Source organism: Actinomycetes bacterium, assembly GCA_036000965.1.
GTDB lineage: Bacteria > Actinomycetota > CALGFH01 > CALGFH01 > CALGFH01 > DASYUT01.
Genome location: DASYUT010000098.1, coordinates 1 through 1611 on the forward strand (window position 1 = coordinate 1; position 1611 = coordinate 1611).

Sequence of the window (1611 nt, forward strand, 5' to 3'; positions counted from 1 at the left end):
CAGGGCCGCCTCCGCCGGGACGTTCGTGATGCTCGCCTGCCCGTCCAACGCGATGGCCCACGGCACCAACATCGGCGCCGCCCACCCGGTCGGCGTGAGCGGCGCGATCGAGCAGGAGAAGGTGACCAACGACGCGGCCGCGTTCATCCGCTCCCTGGCCGAGCAGACCCACCGCAACGCCAAATGGGCGGAGTCCGCCGTGCGCGACTCGGCGACGCTCTCCGCCGAGCAGGCGGCCGCAGAGGACCCGCCGGTGGCCGACCGGCTGGCCGACTCCACGGCGGCGCTGCTCAAGGACGTCGACGGCCTGCAGGTCGAGACCGCGGCCGGCACGGTCACCCTCCACACCGCCGACGCCACCGTCCAGACCCAGGACCCGAGCCTCGGCGTCGCGCTGCTGCACGGGCTGATCGACCCCAACCTCGCCTTCGTCTTCTTCTACGTCGGCCTGATCCTGATCGTGATCGAGGTGCTCCACCCGGGCATCTCGGTGCCGGGCGTGCTCGGCACGCTGCTGCTGGTCACCAGCGTGGTCGCCTTCGGCATCCTGCCGGTGCGGCTGGGCGGGCTGGCCCTGCTGGCCGCCTCGGTGGTGCTGTTCCTGGTCGAGCTGAAGCATCCGGGCGTCGGCCTGCCGCTGGCCGGCGGCATCGCCTGCCTGATCCTCGGCGGCCTGCTGCTGTTCGACCCGTCGACCCCCGACGTCCACGTCTCCCGCTGGCTGCTGGCGCTGGTCACGGCCGTCCTGGCCGGCTTCTTCGGCTTCGTGGTCCAGGCCGTGCTCGAGGCGCGCGCCCTGCCGGCGCCCGGCGGAGGCATGGACGAACTGGTCGGGGCCGAGGGCGTCGCGCTCGGGGAGCTCGGCCCCCGCGGCGAGGTCCGGGTCGGCCACGAGCGCTGGAGCGCCGAGGCGGCCGGCGGCGCCATCCCCGCCGGGAGCGGCGTCCGCGTGGTCGGGCGGCGCGGGTTGCGACTGATCGTCGAGCCGGGGCCGACGATGCCCCGGGAGGCAACCGAAAGGACCGTGAGGGAATGATCGGGTTCTACATCGCGCTGGCGGTCGTGCTGGTGCTGCTGGTGCTGCTGGTCCGCCTCTCGATCAGGATCGTCCGCGAGTACCAGCGCATCGTGCTGTTCCGCTTGGGCCGCTCCCTGGGCACGCGCGGGCCGGGGCTCGTGCTGATCATCCCGGTCGTGGACCGGCCGGTCCTGGTCGACCTGCGCGAGCAGTATCTGGAAATCCCGCGCCAGACCGCGATCACCGAGGACAACGCCACCATCTCGATCGACTTCATCATCTTCACCAGGGTCATCGACGCGGTGGCGAGCGTGGTACGGGTCCAGTACTTCGCCGGCGCCGCGCAGAACATCGCCGCGACCACCCTGCGCAGCGTGGTCGGCGACATGAGCCTGGATGACGTGCTCTCCAAGCGTGAGCAGATGAACGAGCAGCTCCGCGCGAAGCTCGACGAGGTCACCGAGCGCTGGGGCGTGAAGGTCACCAACGTCGAGGTCCGCGAGATCACCCCGCCGCCGCAGGTCCAGGAGGCCATGACCCGCCAGATGTCGGCCGAGCGGACCCGCCGCGCGGTGGTCACCGAGGCCACCGGC

2 protein-coding genes are annotated in these 1611 nt (G+C 72.1%); both read left to right on the plus strand.

Translation table 11 applies throughout. The features are described 5' to 3' along the window. Positions 1–1036: NfeD family protein (locus VG276_07540; GenBank protein HEV8649246.1), on the plus strand; the 1036-nt coding region annotated here is incomplete at its 5' end. After that, the coding region (locus tag VG276_07545) for an SPFH domain-containing protein (protein ID HEV8649247.1) at positions 1033–1611 on the plus strand (579 nt) is incomplete at its 3' end. The genes VG276_07540 and VG276_07545, both read left to right, overlap by 4 nt.